Genomic DNA, 16,018 nt, shown 5'->3' on the forward strand with positions numbered 1-16,018 from the left:
AAATCGGATATTTTTAAAAAAAATAAACAATCTTTTTAACAAAAAACAAAAAATGTTCCAAAAAATTAAAAAATCTCAAATTTTTCAAAAAGTTCTGAATTTTTTTCTAAAATATTTCTCAAAATCAAATCTTCAATCACACTCTTAGTACAATCAGTTTGTTTAGGCCAAACTCTTTCATAATTCTCAAGCCTACTTTTTGCTGTCGCATCAATACAAAGCTTATCTTGCTTGATAAAAATATCTCTTTTTGCATCGATATTATTAACCACGCGCCATACAAGCATATAAGGATTTTCAAGCTTGTTGTTTGCATCTAAAAAGACTAGAATTCTAAAATGTTTTTTAAAATCAAGCAATTTTTCAAAAAGTCCTAAAATTCTTTCTTTTTTATCAAGTAAAATACAAACAATAGGACTTTTACTTTCTTTATAAAATTGTTTTAAATTGATAAGCTCGATTTTGCTTTTAAAAAGTTCTAATAATTTTTCATCCTCTAAAATTTCAAGCTCTTCTGTCTCATTTTCTTCACAAGCATCAAGCCCTGCCTTACCTCCAAAACAAGCATTAGGAGATGCGTGATCTAATTGATCACAAATTCCTTCAGAAATTAAAATTTTATTTACGCTAAAACGATTTAAAATATAAGGAATTAGCGCATTATAATCATCTAAATTTGGAGCTTTGCTATCTACAAAAATAGCATGTTTTACAAAACTCATTTGCCCTACTCCCCAAAAAGCGTGCATGATTTGTTGTGCATGTGCAGGATATTTTGCATCGATTTTTGCTAAGATAAGATTATGAAAAACTCCATTTTCAGGCATTTTATAATCAAGTAAATCAGGAACTGAGGTTTGCAAAAGCGGTAAAAACACCCTTTCAGTCCCAAGTCCCATAATTTTATCTTCTAAAGGAGGTTTTCCCACAACCGTTGCTTGATAAATCGCGTCTTTTTTGGCATAAATTTTTTCCACTTTCATCACAGGAAAAAGCTCAGCAGGAGTATAAAAACCTGTATGATCTCCAAAAGGTCCTTCAATTTTAAATTCTTCTAAATCCACATAACCTTCAATCACTATGTCGCTATTATACGGAACAAAAATTCCATTCTCGCAAGGAGTGAGTTTAGCTGGAGTTTTTTTGATAAAACCATAAAGTAAAAGCTCAAAAATCCCTTTAGGTAAAGGAGCTTGACCACACCAAATATAAAGCGGATCACCGCCTATTGCGATACTTACAGGCATTTTTTTCAAACCGGCATTTTTATACTCATGATAAAAATTCGCCCCATCTTTATGAATTTGCCAATGCATTAAAAGTTCATTTTTATCGCTTATTTGTAAACGATACATTCCAAGATTATTTTGCGTTTTATCCAAATTTTGCGTATAAACTTGCCCCATAGTAATGAATTTACCCACATCATCTTCCCAAGTCTTAAGCACAGGCAGCTCTTCAAGCGAAGGTAAAATTTCATAATCATACAAAGCCTTATTGGCTTTAAGTCTTTTTGGTGGAACATTTTTAAGACTTAATAAAGTCATAAAAAAATCCATTTTTGCCTTGAAATTTGTAGGAATATGCATTTTTGTGAGTTTTGAAATTTCATCAGCTACCTCATTAAAATCGCGTCCAAAAGCTAAATTTAAGGCCAACTCATTACAAAAAGTATTCATTAAAACAGGAAATTTATATTTTTTATTTAATTTTTTATCCACGGGATTTTTAAAAAGCAAGGCCTTGCCATTTGGCTTTTTAGCTTCTATATAGGCTAAATGCGCAATTTCAAGATCTACATCAATGGGTTCTTCAAAAACTTTTAATAAATCATTTTTTTTTAAAATTTCAATAAATTCTTTCATATCATACTTTCAGCTTTTTTTAAAAGTTCTTTAGCACCTTTGGCTATAAATTCTTTAGCTAACTTTTCTCCAAATCCTTGAAATTCGCTTTTTTTAATCATTCTTTTATCTTGCAAAATTTCACTACCATCAGGGAGTCCTAGTACTGCACGCACACAAATTTCTTCTTCATTTAGCTCTGCATTAATACCTATTGGCACTTGACAACCCCCTTCTAAGGTAGAGATAAATTCTCTTTCTATGGTACTTTCAATCAAAGCATTTTCATCATTTAAACATTTTAAAAGTTTGGTGATTTCTTCATCTTCCACACTTTCTATGCCTAAAATTCCTTGAGATGCCGCAGGAACTAATTCATCTTTGCTAAATTCATAAACAAAATTCACTTCTTTGTCTAAATTAAGGCGTTTAATGCCTGCCATAGCCAAAATAATCGCATCAAAATCGCCATTTTTTAGTTTTTCTATGCGAGAATTTACATTTCCACGCAAAGAAATAATCTCTAAATCAGGTCTTAATAATAAAAGTTGCATTTTGCGTCTAAGACTTGTGGTACCTATTTTTGCACCTTTTGGCAAAGAGGAAAAATCTTTGAAATTTTGAGATATCATCGCATCATTGCTTTGCTCTCTTTTACTTACTGCTGCTAAAATCAAACCCTTAGGAAAAAAACTTGGTACATCTTTTAAACTATGTACCGCCAAATGGGCTTTTCCTTGCAACATACTCTCTTCAAGTTCTTTGGTAAAAAGTCCTTTTCCACCGATTTTTGCTAAAGGAGAATCAAGTAAAACATCGCCCTTTGTTTTAAAGCCTTCTAAACGCACCTTTATTTGATGAGTTTTTTCAAGCACACCGGCTATATATTCGCTCTGCCATAAAGCAAGTTTACTTTTTCTTGTGGCTATAATAAGTTCTTTCATTTTCTTTCCTCTATAATCTCAACATCAATAATCTCTTCATCTTTATGATTAAATTTATGCGAAAAATACTCCTTGCTTTTTTTACTTGTGCTAAAAAATAAAGCAAACAAAAATACTAAAAAACCAAAAATACTGCTTAAAACTCCCGGTAAAATCAATAAAAAAGCTGCAATTACAAAAGAAAATTGCTTCAACATTTCTTTAACGCTCAAAACTTGAAAATCAAGCATGTTCTTCCAAAAAATTGCAAGCAAAATCACCCCAATAATCATACTAAAAAGCATAAAAAGTAAAAAATTACTAAAACCAAAAGCTATAATAAAAAGCACACAAGCTACAAATTCACAAACAATTAAAGGAACTAGAGAAAAACTATATTTTCTTTTCATAATATCTTCTTCTTAATTATCTCTAAAATTTCACTGCTTTTAACAAGTTCTTTTTGCAAATTTGCTCTTTCTATTAATTCCACTTCATTATTTTCCAAGCCCTTGCCAATAACCACGACATAAGGAAAACCCATAAGTTCAAAATCATTCATTTTAACACCAAAGCGTTCATTTCTATCATCAAGCAAAACTTCGATACCTAAGTTTTGCAAATTCTCATAAAGCTCATTTGCAAATTCTAAAGCTTTTTCGTCTTTAATATTTGAAACAATAATTTCAAGCGCAAAAGGCGCTAAAGCTTTATTCCAAATGCAACCCTTTTCATCATGACTCGCTTCAATAGCTACCGCAACCAAACGCGACACGCCTATACCATAACAGCCCATGTAAAAAGCTTGACTTTTGCCTTTTTCATCCAAGAAATTTGCATTCATAGCTTTTGAGTATTTTTGTCCTAATTTAAAAATATGTCCTACTTCTATACCCTTGCTTTTTTTGAGTTTTCCACCACATTTAACACAACAATCATTTTCTTTAACTTCTATTAAATCCTTAAAACGATCTTTGTTTAAATTCACCACATCAATGCCAATTAAATGATAATCTTTTTCATTGGCACCCATTATCATTTGCTTTTCATTTTCAAGCTCAAAATCGACATAAAAATCAATGTTTTTCAAACCTACAAAACCTATAAATCCAGTGACTAAGCCCGCTTCTTGAAGTTCTTCTTCGCTTGCATCTACAAGCTCTAAAGCTTTACAAGCGTTTTGTGCCTTTGTCTCTTGCAACTCATCACTCCCGCGCACAAAAAATACAATAAGCTTGCTTTCATTCTCATAAATAGCTTTTTTTACCACTGCTTTAATGGTATAAAATTCATCAATCTTAAAAAAGTCAGCCAAATCTTTAATGGTTTTAATATCTGGAGTGTGAAACTTACTCGCATAATTTGCCTCAGGGCGTTGAGCTTTGCAAGTTTTTTTAGCTCTTTTTGCTGCTTCAACATTGGCGGCATAATCACAATTCTCGCAAAGTAAAATATCATCTTCGCCATTTTTCGCTAAAACCATAAATTCCTTAGAACCACTTCCGCCAATAGCTCCACTATCAGCCTCCACTGCCCTAAAATCTAAACCCATTCTTTGTAAAATTTTAGAATAAGTCTTATACATCAAATCAAATTCTCGTCCCAAATCTTCTTCATTAGAGTGAAAACTATAACCATCTTTCATTAAAAACTCACGACATCTTAACAGTCCAAATCTTGGTCTTGCTTCGTCGCGAAATTTAAGCCCTATTTGATATAAGTGCAAAGGAAGTTGCTTGTAAGATGTAATTTTGTTTTTTACCAAAGAAAGCATGGCCTCTTCATGCGTTGGCCCTAAAACAAATTCATTTTCCTTTCTGTCCTTGAAGCGCAAAAGCTCTTTACCAAAAACATTATAACGCCCGCTTTCTTGCCATAAACTTGCAGGAGTTACAAAGCTTAGATTGACTTCTTGCGCTCCTGCTTTATCCATTTCTTCTTTAACTATATTTTTAATTTTATCTAAAACCCTTTTTCCTAAAGGTAAAAAATTATAAAGTCCGCTTCCAATTTGCTCAATAAATCCTGCACGCGTTAAAAAAATATGACTTGGTAAAGTTGCATCTTTAGGAGCTTCTTTTAAACTTGGTGCATAAAATTTGCTAAATTTCATCATTATTCTCCATATTAAATTCACATTTGTATTCATTTGAATTTTCAAAATTATCTTGCAAATCAAAAATATAACGCATAGCATCAACCACTACATCGCTTTGCATCTTACCTTGAATATGCCTTAAATTTACCGTTGGGGTATGCAAAAATGCTTTAAAAACTTGATGTATAAGTCTTCTTGCTTCCTCTTCATTGGAATGTTTTAAATAACCTTTATCTAAAGCGATTTGAAGCTGTTTTTGAGCACACTCTTTTGCTTTTAACCTTAAATCTTTAATTAAGGGCGCTAAGTTTAAATCTCCAAGATATTGAAAAAATTCCTCTGTCATTCTTGCAATAATTGCATAAGCAATTTGCGCTTGATGCTCTCTTAAAGCCAAATTTCGTTCTACAATCTCTTCTAAATCATCTACCGTAAAAACTTCAATACTATTATTTTTTTGTAAATCAATATCCCTTGGCACTGCAATATCAAAAAAATATCGTTTAAAAGCTTTTGTTTCTAAAATATCTTGAGTGATGATACACTCCAAGGCATTTGTAGCAGAAAATATTACTTCATAATTATTAATATAATAAGGCAAATTTTCTAAACTATCAAATTTACCCCGCAAATTCAAATCTTCAAATAAAGCCTTTGCGCGTGCAACATTACGATTAAGAATAATAATTTCTTTGACATGGGACATCAGATGTCTACAAGCAAGCTCGGCCATTTCCCCAGCACCCACCACAACAACACTTTTATCTTTCAAATCAATTAATTCTCTTGCCTTATTTACAGCAACAGAAGCCACAGAAACAGGATTTTTAGAAATCTGAGTTTCATTCCTTACTTTGGCGGCACATTTAAAAGCAAAATACAAAGCTTGCGAAAGATGAATGTCTAATGCTTTTTCATTTTTAGCAAAATAAAAAGCATCTTTTAACTGTCCTGTAATTTGTGTTTCGCCGATTACCAAACTATCTAAAGAGCTGGCCACTGAAAAAAGATGATGGATTGCCCCACTATCTTCGAAAACATCAGCCTTTTGATTAAGCAGTTCTTTATCAACTTCGCAAAGCAAAGCAATACAGGCGTTAATATGTTCGCTAATTTTCGAAAGCTCTTTTACATAAGCAAAAATTTCAACCCTATTGCAAGTGCTAAGAACAAAACTTTCTTGAATATTTGCATGAGAGTTGATTAAACGCAAAATTTCTTTTTTTTTGGTTGCGTCTGAGAAAGAAAGTTTTTCTCTTAACGCAATATCAGTATTTTTATGAGTAAAACTTACGCAAAAATAATGCATTAAAAATTCCTATTTATCATATTTTCAACAATTTGATTTAAAGCATTATTTTGATATTTTCCTACAGCTTTTAAAGCCAAAATTCCATAATTTTTTGCTAAATCAATAACAGAATCTAAAATTTGATGTTTTTCCAAATTTATTTTCAACCATTGTAATTCTTCTGAATTTAAATCTTTTTTAAATAAAGTTTTTAAATAATTCTTATCTTGGGTATTTAATTTTTCATAAAGATAAATATAAGCTAAAGTTGTTTTACCTTCTTTAAAATCACTCATGGCAGGTTTTCCAAGCGTCTTTTCATCACCTTTAATATCTAAAATATCATCAATCAATTGAAAAGCAAGTCCTAAATTTTTACCGTATTCCCCAAAAGCATCTTCATCATATCCAGCTAAAATAGCTCCGCATTTTGCGCTAGCTTCAATCAAAACCGCTGTTTTGTTATAAATCATTTTTAAGTATTGATTTTTATCGTTATTAAAATTTTGGCTTAAATTCACATCCATAAGTTCGCCTATGGCAAGTTTTACAACCGCATCTGAAATGATATTTGCAAATTTTGCTTCCATTTTACTTAACTCATGAAAAGCCTTAGAATACAAAATATCGCCAAGCATTAAAGCGTTTTTTGTGCCAAATTTCGCATTAACAGATTTTGCTCCACGCCTTAATTCACTCTCATCAACAATATCATCGTGCAATAAACTCGCCAAATGTATAAGCTCTATTACAGCGCAAATTTTAAAAGAATTTTCGCTTTCACCTGCAATAGCTAAAAGCAATTTAGAACGCATTTTTTTACCTGATTTTGTACCAGAAAGCATTGTTAAAATAGGTTCATAATCAAGTTCTTCTAAATACTGCCTTATCAAATCATCTATTTCTTGCACTTCATATCCTTAAAAGCTTAATTTGCATCATTTTCTTGTCCCCTTAGCGGTTTTACTTGAGACTCGTTAAAATTAATCATGGGCACCACTTGATTGTTTTGCGGTGGATTTTGCAAAGGTTTTTTTCTTGGATCTAAGAATTCCACCATTAAACGAGACTCCTTATCTTCTATATAAACTTTAAAAGTTGCTAAGCCCTTATTATAACCACTAAATTCTAAAATAAGCCTTGCTCTATCAATATGTGGATTTTTATAATCAGGGATCAAAGTTTGAGTTGCCCAATTTAAATTCCTACGCAAAGAAAGGACAAACTGTCTTGGATATTTTCTGAATTTTGTATGAACGATAAGATTAGTATTATCAAACAAAGTCCAGTAAAAATCAAAATTTTGCACCTCATTTTCAAAGCCCAATTCTTTAATTTCCACACTGGCTCTTTCATCTTTTTTTAAAACAAATTCATAAGTGTGTTCAAAAATAGGCTCACTCGCAAAGGCGAAAACGCAAATGCAAAGAGTAAATAAAAATTTCAAAATCAGCCCTCATGACCTAAAATTTTAGCACCCAATTCTATAAAAATATCATTGTGTCTTTGTGTGATAAAATCCCCATTTTCAAGTATAAAATTTTTCACATCTCCTTCGTTTAAACCTTGCTTTTCCAGCAATTCTATCATGGCAATATGCTCAGAAAAAAACTCTTCAAAAACTTTTTCTAAAGCACCCAAATTTCCATTTTGTATGATTTCTATAAATTTTTCTTTGGGAGTTTTATTTAAAATTTCATCAAAAAGATCCATATTCTTTTACCTTAAAATTATATTTAAAGTTAAGATTATAAAACCCTATCAATTAAAATCAGTTTAATTTTAAAAAATTACGGAGTAAAGGACGCCAAAAGGCGTCATATTAAGAATGTGCTTTTGTATTTTGCGCGTATTTAATACCCAAATCAAAAGCCTTAGCATTTGCATCTCTTGTCTTAGCAGGAACCATATGAAGCATGGTTTCTTTTAAAACATTTAAATCAATACATTTGCTCATATAAGCAGCAATGGCAAGTGCCACAACAGATTGAGTAGCAACATTTCCCACCTCATCTTTTGCGATAGTAATGATAGGAATTTCAAAAATTTGCCATTTTTTATAGTCTTCGCTTTCAGGATGCACTAAATTTGGTTCCACTACTATGATACCACCCTCTTTTACGCCACCGCGAAATCCTTTATAGCCTTTATCTGCAGTTGAAAGCATAAAATCAACTTCACCTTCTACTGCATAAGGGAAAAGAATTTCCTTATCATCGATAATAATATCAACCTTAGTAGGACCCCCTCTAACTTGCGAGGTATAAGTAGAAGCTTTAAAAGCATAGCGACCTTCTTTAATCGCCGCTTCAGCTAAAATTTCTCCTGCAGTAATAACACCTTGTCCGCCTTCGCCGCCAAATCTTAATTGATATTTCATTTTAAAGCTCCTAAATCAACCATTCTATTTTCTTTAGCCGCTCTTCGAACTTCCTCATAAGCATGGCAATACTCGGCTTTACTTTCATCTTGATGCAAAATTCCTGTAGGAAATTTATCTTTTCTTTCTTCAAAATCCAAGCCATCAAATTTAGACTTATCCACTACACGATTTTTAATCCAATCAAGCATAGCCACTGCTTCGCCCATTTTGTTTTTTCTACCTAAATTGATATGGCAGTTTGAGAAAACATCTACAAAACTATAACCCTTATGTGCTAAAGCCTTATAAATCAAATTTTCTAGTTTATTTGCTTCAATTACATTGCCTCTTGCCACAAAAGAAGCTCCAGCAGCCTTAGTTAATTCACATGCATCAAAATTTGGATCAATATTACCATGTTGAGCGGTTACAGTATAAAATCCTTGCGGAGTTGTAGGAGAGGTTTGTGAATTTGTAAGTCCATAGATAAAATTATTAATCACAATATGAGTTAAGTCAATATTTCTACGACATCCATGAATGGTATGATTTCCACCAATTGCTAGAGTATCGCCATCACCACTTACCACAATCACATGTTTGCTTGGATTGGCTAATTTTATACCTGTAGCATAAGCAATAGCTCTTCCGTGAGTCGTATGAACAGTATTACAATTTACATAAGAACTCATTCTACCACTACAACCAATACCCGAAACCAAACAAACATCATCCATATTCCAACCAAGTTTTTGCACAGCACGGATAATACATTTTAAAACAACACCATCACCACAACCCCAACACCATTGAGTTGGAAGTTTATCTACCCTTAAGTATTCATCATAATCAAATGCCATTTTATATATTCTCCTTTACTTTAGCAATGATCTCACTTGGAGTGATAGGACGACCATTTGCACGATGCAAACTGATAAAATCGCGACGAGAACTTACTCTTTCAATTTCTTCTAAATATTGTCCCATATTTAGCTCGCTTACCATTACTTTTTTAAATTTGGCTACAACTTCTGCAATTTTTTTCTCAGCCACTGGATAAAGAGTAATTGGACGGAAAAGTCCTACTTTTAAGCCTTCTTCTCTAAGTCTATTGATAGCTTCTTTTGCTGAACGACTTACACTTCCATAAGCAATGATTAAAAATTCAGCATCATCCATCATATACTCTTCATAGGCACAAATATCATCGCTATTGTTTTTAATTTTACCTATAAGTCTTTCCATATTTTTCTTTACTATAGCACCATCTTCAGTTGGAAATCCTATATCTCCATGATGTAATCCTGTTACATGGTAACGATAACCTGTAAAGAATGGATTAAGCGTTGCAGGTTCATTTTCGCCCGCTGCATAAGGTTTATAATCTTTTTTATCGCCTGTAAATTTTTTACGGTTTATAATCTCTATATCTTTTAAATCAGGTAATACTGCTTTTCCGTTCATATGTCCTACAGTTTCATCCATAAGTAAAAATACAGGAGTCATATATTTTTCTGCCAAATTAAAAGCTCTTATAGTTTGCAAATACGCTTCTTCCAAAGATGCTGGTGCGATAGCTATACTTGCAAAATCTCCATGAGTTGGCGCTTTTGCTTGAAATAAATCTCCTTGTGCCACCCTTGTTGGAAGTCCAGTTGATGGACCACCCCTCATAACATTTACAATTACAAGCGGAATTTCAGCAATAAACGCAAGTCCAATTTGCTCTGCTTTTAAAGAAATTCCAGGACCACTACTTGCAGTCATTGATTTTACACCACTCATTGCAGCACCAATAGCCACGCTCACACCCGAAATTTCATCTTCCATTTGAATAAAAGTTCCATCATTTGCCGGCAATAAATGACTTAACTCATGTGCAATTTCAGAACTTGGAGTGATAGGATAACCTCCAAAAAATTTACATCCACAATCAATCGCAGCTTTAGCGATTAAAACATTTCCTGTTGCTATAACTTCTCTCATATCCTATCCTATGCACTCAATTTTTTATATTTATTTTTTTTCACAGCTTCAGCTCTATCTTTTGCTTCGCTTGTGAGTTTTGCAAATTTAAACTCTTCTCTTTTTGCCACCATAATAGCAAAATCCGGACAATGCGCCTCGCACTCGCTACATCCTATACAAGATTCAGGATGAACAACTTCTATCATTTGTCCTAAAACCGCATGAATATCATCACGCATAGCTAAAACTCCTGCAGGACAATAGCTAACGCAAATATTACAAGCTTTACATCTATGCTCATTTACCCAAACAGGGGTATCTTTTGGAGCTACTATACTCATAATTTTTCCTTTATCAACCTAATATTTTTTGAATTTCTTCGCCAATTAAAGCTGGAGAATCCACCACATGAATTCCATAAGACTTTAATGCTTCTTTTTTAGCCGCAGCACTTTCATCAGCACTACCTACAATCGCTCCTGCGTGTCCCATTCTTTTACCCTTTGGCGCAGTCGCTCCAGCAATGAATGCTACCACAGGTTTACTAATATTTTCTTTAATAAATTTAGCTGCTTCCACTTCTAAGCTACCACCAATTTCCCCTATCATTACAATAGCTTTAGTTTCATCATCTTTTTGAAATTCGCTCAAAAGTTCTTTATAAGCAAGTCCTATAATAGGATCTCCTCCAATTCCTACCGCAGTAGAAATTCCATATCCACCTTGAACGACTTGATTGGCTGCTTCATAAGTTAAAGTTCCACTTTTTGAAATAAGTCCTACGCAACCTTTTTTGAAGATAAATCCTGGCATAATGCCTAATTTACACTCTTCAGAAGTGATAATTCCTGGGCAATTTGGTCCTATGATTTTCATACCTTTTTTATTTGCATATTGCTTAGCAAACATCATATCTTTAACCGGAGTATGCTCTGTAATTACAACTGCAAGTTTAATGCCCGCATCAGCTGCTTCAATCACACTATCACCCACAGCAAAAGCAGGAACAAAAATCAAGCTCACATCAGCTCCTGTAGCTTTAACCGCATCAGCTACGGTATCAAAAACTGGCTTTCCAAGATGAGTTTGCCCACCTTTATGAGGGGTTACACCTCCAACTATATTTGTACCATAAGCCATACATTGTTCTGCATGAAAAGTTGCCTCTTTACCTGTAAAACCTTGAACGATTACTTTTGTATTTTTATTAACCAATATACTCATTTTTTATCCTTATCCTACTAAACTTTTTACTAATTCTGCGCCATTTTTAAGATTGGTGGCTGCTTTGATATTTTTAAGATTTGAATTATCTAAAATTGCCTTAGCTTCAGCTGCATTTGTACCATCAAGACGAACAACAATTGGAATATTAACCTCAACATTTTTAGTCGCTTCTAAAATTCCATTTGCAATTCTATCGCAACGAACAATACCACCAAAGATATTGATAAATATCACTTTTACATTTTTATCTCTTAAAATGATTTCAAAAGCTTTTGCAACCGTTTCAGGTGATGCACCACCACCCACATCTAAGAAATTTGCAGGTTTTGCGCCACTGTAATTAATAATATCCATAGTCGCCATTGCAAGTCCAGCACCATTTACCATACAAGCTACATCGCCATCCAATTTTACATAGCTTAAACCAAATTCAGCCGCTTCTCTTTCAGCTGGATTTTCTTCTGTGATATCTCTAAGCTCAGCAATTTCTGGGTGACGATAAAGTGCACTATCATCAAAACTACATTTTGCATCAAGTGCATAGAAATCGCCTTCTGCAGTTTTGATTAGAGGATTGATTTCAAGCATATTCATATCTTTATCCATATAAAGCTTATAAAGTTTTGCTATCATAGAAATAAGTTTTTTGCTTTCATCTTTGTCAAGTCCCAAAACTTTTGCTACTTCAAGTCCATGGAACATTTTAAAACCAATTTGCGGATCAATGCCTACTTTTGCAATTTTTTCTGGACTTTCTTTAGCTACTTTTTCTATATCCATTCCACCTTCACTTGAAGCGATAATGGTGATTTGCTCTGCCATTCTGTTGAACAAAATAGCCAAATAATATTCTTTTACAATATTTGCACCACTTTCTATATAAAGCTTTTGTACGAGTTTTCCTTCTGGTCCTGTTTGATGAGTAACCAAATTCATACCTAAAATTTGACTTGCATAGCCTTTTACTTCATCTAAATTTTTAGCAATTTTAACACCACCACCAAGACCACGGCCACCTGCGTGAATTTGGGCTTTAACTGCCCAAACACTACCGCCTAATTCTTTAGCATTTGCCACAGCCTCATCAACACTAAATGCAACTTTTCCCTTTAAAGTAGGGATACCATTATCTGCAAAAATCGCTTTTGCTTGATATTCATGTATATTCATTTTATTCCTTTATGTATTGATATTTTATTAATGATTTTTTTATTTTATCTTTTTCTTCGTTGCTAAGATCAAGTTTCATGATCTCAACAACACCTTCTAAACCCAATCTTGCCATCGTTCCCAATGCTTTATTTTGCACTCCAAATTCTCCATGCAAAATCACACTCATAGGCAAAAATTCTCCACTCCTGATAGACTCAAGCATTCTCACACAAGCACTAGCAGGCGCCAAATAAGCCGAGGTTTTCAAATGCTTTATAACCTTAGCACCTCCTGTCTTTACTTCATTTTCTAAATCTTCAAATTCTTCTTCACTTAAAAGTTCACTTATTTTTTGATTTTTCACACTTGCATAAGATTTAACCAAAACCATATCATCATTATGAAAACCAATTAATCTCGTATCTACACTTGAAATTTTTGCTTTTAATTTTTTAGCAAGCTCATATTTAAAACGAGCATTATCTAAAACTCCTGCCATAGCAACAATCTTTTTGGAAGAAAAAATTTTACTCTCATAAAGAGTATTAAGTAAAAAATCCACCGGATTAGTTAGGATAATAAAAAGCGGATCGGCGCTAAATTCTTTAATTTTTCTAGCACAATCGAGCATTATGTTGGTATTAAGCTGCAAAAGCTCTTCTCTACTTTGTCCGTCTTTTCTTGCAAAACCTGCACTAAAAAGCACAATATCTGAATTTTTTGTATGAGAATAATCCGTAGAACAAATCAACTCAATATCCAAATTTAAAGCCGCTATGCTTTGAGAAAGTTCAAGTTCTTTTGCATAAAGTAAATCTTCATTAATATCAACTAAAACAATTTGCGTTGCAAGCTCTCTTAAAATGATCGCATAAGCAACACTTCCGCCTACATTACCCGCTCCGATGATTGCAATTTTCATCTTTGTCCTATTTTTTCTATAATGGCATTAAAAGTCGCACTTGGACGCATAATTTTATTTACTTTTTCATCATCAAATTTATAATAACCGCCAAGATCAACTTTAACTCCTTGTGCATCATTAAATTCAGCTCTAATTTTTTCTTCATTAGAAGAAAGCTCTAAAGCAATATCTTTAAAAAAGCTTTGAAGTTCCATATCATTTGCTTGCCTTGCTAAATGATTTGCAAAATACATGGCCAAATAAAAATGACTCGTGCGATTATCATCCTCTTTGACTTTTCTTGATGGAGCTTTATTGTTTTCAAGCCATTCTCCTATAGCTTCATCAAGACATTCTGCCAAAACTTTGGCTTTGTGATGATTGCATTTATTGGCATAAAATTCTAAACTCGCTTGTAAAGCTAAAAACTCACCCAAACTATCCCAACGCAAATGATTTTCTTCTACTAGTTGCTCCACTTGCTTCGGTGCTGACCCACCAGCTCCTGTTTCAAACATTGCCCCACCATTTAACATAGGTACAACAGACAACATTTTTGCACTAGTTCCAAGCTCTAAAATAGGGAAAAGGTCGGTTAAATAATCTCTTAGCACATTTCCTGTGATAGAAATCACATCTTTTCCTCCGCGGATAAGCTCTAAACTTTTTAAACAAGCATCATATGGTGCTAAAATAGCTATATTTTTACCCTTTTCTTTCAAGCGATTTTGCACCAATTCGATCATAATTTTATTGCTTGCTCTTTTGCTATCCAGCCAAAAAATCGCTTCGGTACTTGTTAAATCAGCTCTTTCAATGCCTAAATCGATCCAATTTAACACCGCATCAAATTTAGCTTGATTAGCCCTATAGATATCGCCTTTCTTAACCTTATGCTCCAATAAAACTTTACCATTAACAATGATTTTAAAAGTCCCATCTTCTTTAGCCACAAAGGTTTTATCATGCGAGCCGTATTCTTGAGCTTTTTTGGCCATTAAACCCACATTTGAAACACTGCCTAATTTCGCAGGATTCAAAGTGCCATTCTTACGCAAATCTTCAATTACAGCCTCGTAAATAGTCGCATAAGTTTGATCAGGAATGACTGCATTAGTATCTTTTTCTTTGCCTTCTTTATCCCACAATCTTGCACCATTTTTAAGCATTGCAGGCATAGAAGCATCAACAATCACATCGCTTGGTACATGTAAATTTGTAATACCTTTGTCTGAATTTACCATAGAAATATCAGCAGAATTAGTCAAAATTTCATTATATTTTTTTAAAATTTCATCTTTTTTGCTTGAAGTTTCAACCTTGCTTAAAAGCTCACTTAGTCCATTATTTGGATTGATTCCTAGTTTTTCAAATTCATCTTTAAATTCTACAAATAACTCTTTAAAGAAAGTGCTTACCGCATAACCAAAAAGTATAGGGTCGCTTACTTTCATCATTGTAGCTTTTAAATGCAATGAAAAAAGCACATCATCGTCTTTGCTGGCTTTAATTTCTTTGGCATAAAATTCTTGCAACTTTGCTACATCCATAAAAGTAGCGTCTAAAATTTCATTCTTTTCAAGTTTTAAACCTTCTTTTAAAACTTCACTTTTGCCATTATTTCCTACAAATTCGATACTGGCAACGCAATCCTCATTGATTAAAACCGCTTTCTCATTAGAGAAAAAATCACCTTCCTTCATATAAGAAACACGAGTTTTTGAATTAGGATTAAACTCAACCACACGATAAGGATTATTTTTCGCATAGTCCTTAACTGCTTTAGTAGAGCGACGATCAGAGTTTCCTTGTCTTAATACAGGATTAACCGCAGAACCTAAAACTTTTTGATATTTTGCTTTAATTTGCGCTTCTTCATCATTCTTTGGCTCATCTGGGTAATTTGGTAACATATAACCCTTGGTTTGCAATTCTTTAATTGCTGCTTTAAGTTGCGGAATAGATGCTGAAATATTAGGTGTTTTAATGAGATTTGCTTGCGGATTTTTTACAAGTTCACCTAAAATTTCTAAAGCATCTTCGCATTTTTGCGTATCTTTTAGATATTCACCAAAATTAGCCAAAATTCTTCCAGACAAAGAAATATCGGAAGTCTTAACACTTATATTAACTCTATTTAAAAAAGCCTGCACTATAGGCAAAAAAGAATAAGTCGCAAGAGCGGGCGACTCATCTGTTAGTGTATAAGTTATGTGCATCTTATTCCTTTTATTTTATTTTCCTCTGAC

The 16,018-nt window shown here is 33.2% G+C and carries 16 protein-coding genes; all 16 read right to left on the bottom strand.

The genetic code is table 11. The features are described 5' to 3' along the window. Nucleotides 1-65 precede the first annotated feature (65 nt). The 16 genes from ELQ16_RS07645 to ELQ16_RS07720 all read right to left on the bottom strand — a co-directional run bounded on the left by ELQ16_RS07645 (nucleotide 66) and on the right by ELQ16_RS07720 (nucleotide 15,988). Nucleotides 66-1,865, bottom strand: coding sequence for a menaquinone biosynthesis decarboxylase (locus ELQ16_RS07645; protein WP_134238963.1), 1,800 nt, complete (start codon nucleotides 1,863-1,865; stop codon nucleotides 66-68). Further along, nucleotides 1,862-2,788 (bottom strand): hydroxymethylbilane synthase, encoded by a 927-nt coding sequence (gene hemC / locus ELQ16_RS07650; protein ID WP_134238964.1) that lies wholly within the window; start codon nucleotides 2,786-2,788, stop codon nucleotides 1,862-1,864. The genes ELQ16_RS07645 and hemC overlap by 4 nt, the downstream gene beginning before the upstream one ends. Further along, on the bottom strand, nucleotides 2,785-3,177 hold the full coding sequence (fxsA, locus tag ELQ16_RS07655) for an FxsA family membrane protein (RefSeq protein ID WP_134238965.1): 393 nt from the start codon (nucleotides 3,175-3,177) through the stop codon (nucleotides 2,785-2,787). Before fxsA ends, hemC begins: the two co-directional genes overlap by 4 nt. Beyond that, complete coding sequence (locus ELQ16_RS07660; RefSeq protein WP_134238966.1) at nucleotides 3,174-4,883, bottom strand: proline--tRNA ligase; 1,710 nt, start codon at nucleotides 4,881-4,883, stop codon at nucleotides 3,174-3,176. Before ELQ16_RS07660 ends, fxsA begins: the two co-directional genes overlap by 4 nt. After that, nucleotides 4,870-6,174 (bottom strand): glutamyl-tRNA reductase, encoded by a 1,305-nt coding sequence (hemA, locus tag ELQ16_RS07665; protein ID WP_134238967.1) that lies wholly within the window; start codon nucleotides 6,172-6,174, stop codon nucleotides 4,870-4,872. The genes ELQ16_RS07660 and hemA overlap by 14 nt, the downstream gene beginning before the upstream one ends. Continuing rightward, nucleotides 6,174-7,067: a polyprenyl synthetase family protein gene (locus tag ELQ16_RS07670; protein WP_134238968.1), complete on the bottom strand. Its 894-nt coding sequence runs from the start codon at nucleotides 7,065-7,067 to the stop codon at nucleotides 6,174-6,176. The genes hemA and ELQ16_RS07670 overlap by 1 nt, the downstream gene beginning before the upstream one ends. A 17-nt stretch (nucleotides 7,068-7,084) precedes the next feature. Beyond that, nucleotides 7,085-7,603 carry an exporting protein gene (locus ELQ16_RS07675; protein ID WP_243832614.1) on the bottom strand — a complete coding sequence of 173 codons (519 nt, stop codon included), beginning with the start codon at nucleotides 7,601-7,603 and terminating at the stop codon, nucleotides 7,085-7,087. Nucleotides 7,604-7,605: 2 nt separating this feature from the next. Beyond that, on the bottom strand, nucleotides 7,606-7,869 hold the full coding sequence (locus tag ELQ16_RS07680; RefSeq protein WP_134238970.1) for a DUF2018 family protein: 264 nt from the start codon (nucleotides 7,867-7,869) through the stop codon (nucleotides 7,606-7,608). Nucleotides 7,870-7,978: 109 nt separating this feature from the next. Further along, nucleotides 7,979-8,536, bottom strand: a complete 558-nt coding sequence (locus tag ELQ16_RS07685; RefSeq protein WP_134238971.1) for a 2-oxoacid:acceptor oxidoreductase family protein — start codon at nucleotides 8,534-8,536, stop codon at nucleotides 7,979-7,981. Next, on the bottom strand, nucleotides 8,533-9,378 hold the full coding sequence (locus ELQ16_RS07690; RefSeq protein WP_134238972.1) for a 2-oxoglutarate ferredoxin oxidoreductase subunit beta: 846 nt from the start codon (nucleotides 9,376-9,378) through the stop codon (nucleotides 8,533-8,535). Before ELQ16_RS07690 ends, ELQ16_RS07685 begins: the two co-directional genes overlap by 4 nt. 1 nt (nucleotide 9,379) lies before the next feature. Next, entirely contained in the window at nucleotides 9,380-10,504 is a 1,125-nt protein-coding gene (locus ELQ16_RS07695) for a 2-oxoglutarate synthase subunit alpha (protein WP_134238973.1), read from the bottom strand. 8 nt (nucleotides 10,505-10,512) lie between these two features. Continuing rightward, on the bottom strand, nucleotides 10,513-10,827 hold the full coding sequence (locus tag ELQ16_RS07700; protein WP_134238974.1) for a 4Fe-4S dicluster domain-containing protein: 315 nt from the start codon (nucleotides 10,825-10,827) through the stop codon (nucleotides 10,513-10,515). A gap of 13 nt (nucleotides 10,828-10,840) precedes the next feature. Beyond that, nucleotides 10,841-11,710, bottom strand: a complete 870-nt coding sequence (sucD, locus tag ELQ16_RS07705) for a succinate--CoA ligase subunit alpha (RefSeq protein ID WP_072230414.1) — start codon at nucleotides 11,708-11,710, stop codon at nucleotides 10,841-10,843. Nucleotides 11,711-11,719: 9 nt separating this feature from the next. Then, the gene (gene sucC, locus ELQ16_RS07710; RefSeq protein ID WP_134238975.1) at nucleotides 11,720-12,883 is read right to left on the bottom strand and encodes an ADP-forming succinate--CoA ligase subunit beta; all 1,164 of its coding nucleotides are present in this window, start codon (nucleotides 12,881-12,883) and stop codon (nucleotides 11,720-11,722) included. Nucleotide 12,884: 1 nt separating this feature from the next. After that, entirely contained in the window at nucleotides 12,885-13,787 is a 903-nt protein-coding gene (locus ELQ16_RS07715) for a malate dehydrogenase (RefSeq protein ID WP_134238976.1), read from the bottom strand. Then, the gene (locus tag ELQ16_RS07720; RefSeq protein WP_134238977.1) at nucleotides 13,784-15,988 is read right to left on the bottom strand and encodes an NADP-dependent isocitrate dehydrogenase; all 2,205 of its coding nucleotides are present in this window, start codon (nucleotides 15,986-15,988) and stop codon (nucleotides 13,784-13,786) included. Before ELQ16_RS07720 ends, ELQ16_RS07715 begins: the two co-directional genes overlap by 4 nt. Nucleotides 15,989-16,018 lie beyond the last annotated feature (30 nt).

It is taken from the genome of Campylobacter sp. US33a (assembly GCF_004378855.1).
In the GTDB taxonomy this organism is placed as follows: domain Bacteria; phylum Campylobacterota; class Campylobacteria; order Campylobacterales; family Campylobacteraceae; genus Campylobacter_D.